We start from the raw sequence: 382 nt of genomic DNA, 5'->3' as shown, positions 1-382 counted from the left end.
CTGACGGGTCGACCAAATCGTTATCAGCAATCAGCCGTTCGCCGCACAGCGCCACCTTCGTGCAAGCGCCTGAAAGGATCATCGAAACGATATCGACCTTGGGCACGCCGGTTCGAAAGGCGGCCTGACGGAGGGAGATCATGCTCGGAGACGCTTGGGATTGCGCTTTGTCCTCTACGGATTTCCGGAAGGCGACCAGCTCGCTTTTGATGAAGTTCAGCTGAAATGCATTGCTTCCTTGTGATTTTCGGTCCGGTTCGTAGGCAGCTTTGACGAGACCGGATTTGACGAGCAAATCGAGGAAATTCTTGTCGCAGCCGATGATTTCCAAAGCTGCCTTTGCTTTGACGAGGTTTTCCGGCTCCGCCGTGAACAGTTGCAG

General features: G+C 54.5%; 1 protein-coding gene. It reads right to left on the bottom strand.

The annotated features are described in order from the left end of the window. Positions 1 to 382: hypothetical protein (locus AC1DKR_RS21385; RefSeq protein ID WP_478035215.1), on the bottom strand; the 382-nt coding region annotated here is incomplete at both ends.

The sequence above is a fragment of the Stenotrophomonas sp. 01N47 genome (assembly GCF_056399165.1).
The sequence above is the reverse complement of the archived record's forward strand: the minus strand, read 5'-3'. Positions and strand labels throughout refer to the sequence as shown.